We start from the raw sequence: 1,429 nt of genomic DNA on the forward strand, positions 1-1,429 counted from the left end.
GCTGGAGCTGGAGCTGGACGAGCCGACCAGCGTTCAATCCGCCCTCGCCGAGCTCGAAAAGCGAGGTCAGCCGATTGATTTTCTGCTGCTCAATGCCGGAATGGTCCCAGGTAAGCAGCGGGTGATCACTGCGGCGGGCGTCGAGGCTTCTCAGGCTCCGCTCATCGGCCATCACCAATTAACTGTCGGGTTGCTCCGCGCCAATCTGCTGAGCCCCGACGCGCGGATCGTTATCGCCGGCGCGGAACCCGCGCGAGGGGGCGTACCCATGTTCAAGTACACCGACGTGGACGCACTCGCTGCCAAATACCACGGAGGCGACCTGACCGCTGCTATGGAAGCCCTGCTGCACAACGGGCCTAACGTGAAGTATGTGCCCAACAATGCGTATGCCGACGCGAAGCTCATCGTTGCCTGGTGGGCTGCTGCGCTCGCGCGTCGGCTGCCCTCCGGCATGGCCGTGTTCGCTGTCTCGCCCGGTGCGGCGACCGCCACCAATGTGGGGCGAAACGCTGGCTGGGCGGTGAAATATCTGATGATCCCAATCGTGAACCTCATTCCCGGCATGAATCAGACGCCGGAGACTGCGGCCCGTCGGTACCTTCAGACGTCGGAGTTTGGAACCGACGTCTCAGGGCAATTCTTCGCGTCGGCTAAAGGGAAATTCACAGGCCCAATCGAGGCGCAGCGCCAGCCGCACCTCCTCGATGGCGCTAATCAAGAAGCCGCGTGGCAGGCGGTTGCCAATGTCTCTGGCGTCAACTGGTCGTACGCGGAATCCTTACGCGCGGTGTCCTGAAGGCGCGCCGGTCGCGGCGAAATGTCGTCATCGACCACGTTGTATACGCCGGCTTCGGCCGTCAGTGACGCTACTGTTGCCGCCACTGCATCGTCGAGGTGGACGAACGACCAGACCGCGTTGCCCTCGCCGATGATCGCCATCCCGCCTTTTCGCGCCTGCTCCGCAATGGCGCCGTCGAGCCTGTACCAGGTACCGGGACCGTAGAAGAAGCCGTAGCGCAGGACCACGCCTTCCAGCGCGATCGAGCCCGTGACGCGATTTTCGTAGGCACCAATGACCCGCGCACTATCACCAATCTCGCCGGGCGCGTCGTAGCGGAGCGCGGCTGTCTCGTCGGCCAGCGAGCCCTGCGGGGCTTCGAGGTAGAAGCCACGTGATTGCAAGACATAGCGTTTGACGCCCAGCGCCTTGGCAGCGGACAGTAGATTGGCGCCGCCTTCGCGATGGCATCCTTCACGGACTCCGCATGAAAGGCGTCCGCCAGGGTCACGCGGGCGCCAAGCTCGCGAAGCCTGTCGGCACCCGCGCCGGCGCGAGTCATCCCCGTTACCTCATGACCCTGCGCGCAGAGCACGCGCACCAGCGGCTGTCCAACGGCGCCGGTGGCGCCTGCAACGAAAATCTTCA

At 64.2% G+C, this 1,429-nt stretch carries 2 protein-coding genes and 1 pseudogene; 1 reads left to right on the forward strand and 2 read right to left on the reverse strand.

Going from position 1 to position 1,429, the window contains the following annotated elements:
* Positions 1 to 799 (forward strand): hypothetical protein (locus AB4Y42_RS43925; protein WP_368697849.1); only part of this gene is annotated, 799 nt, incomplete at its 5' end.
* Here AB4Y42_RS43925 and AB4Y42_RS43930 read toward each other — a convergent pair.
* Positions 718 to 1,185 carry an NAD-dependent epimerase/dehydratase family protein gene (locus AB4Y42_RS43930; RefSeq protein WP_368697850.1) on the reverse strand — a complete coding sequence of 156 codons (468 nt, stop codon included), beginning with the start codon at positions 1,183 to 1,185 and terminating at the stop codon, positions 718 to 720. The two genes, AB4Y42_RS43925 and AB4Y42_RS43930, sit on opposite strands and share 82 nt — an antisense overlap.
* 38 nt (positions 1,186 to 1,223) lie before the next feature.
* Positions 1,224 to 1,424: pseudogene (locus tag AB4Y42_RS43935) on the reverse strand (NAD(P)H-binding protein); the annotation flags it as partial.
* Positions 1,425 to 1,429 lie beyond the last annotated feature (5 nt).

Origin of the sequence: Paraburkholderia sp. EG286B (assembly GCF_040965655.1) — a bacterium.
Lineage (GTDB): Bacteria > Pseudomonadota > Gammaproteobacteria > Burkholderiales > Burkholderiaceae > Paraburkholderia.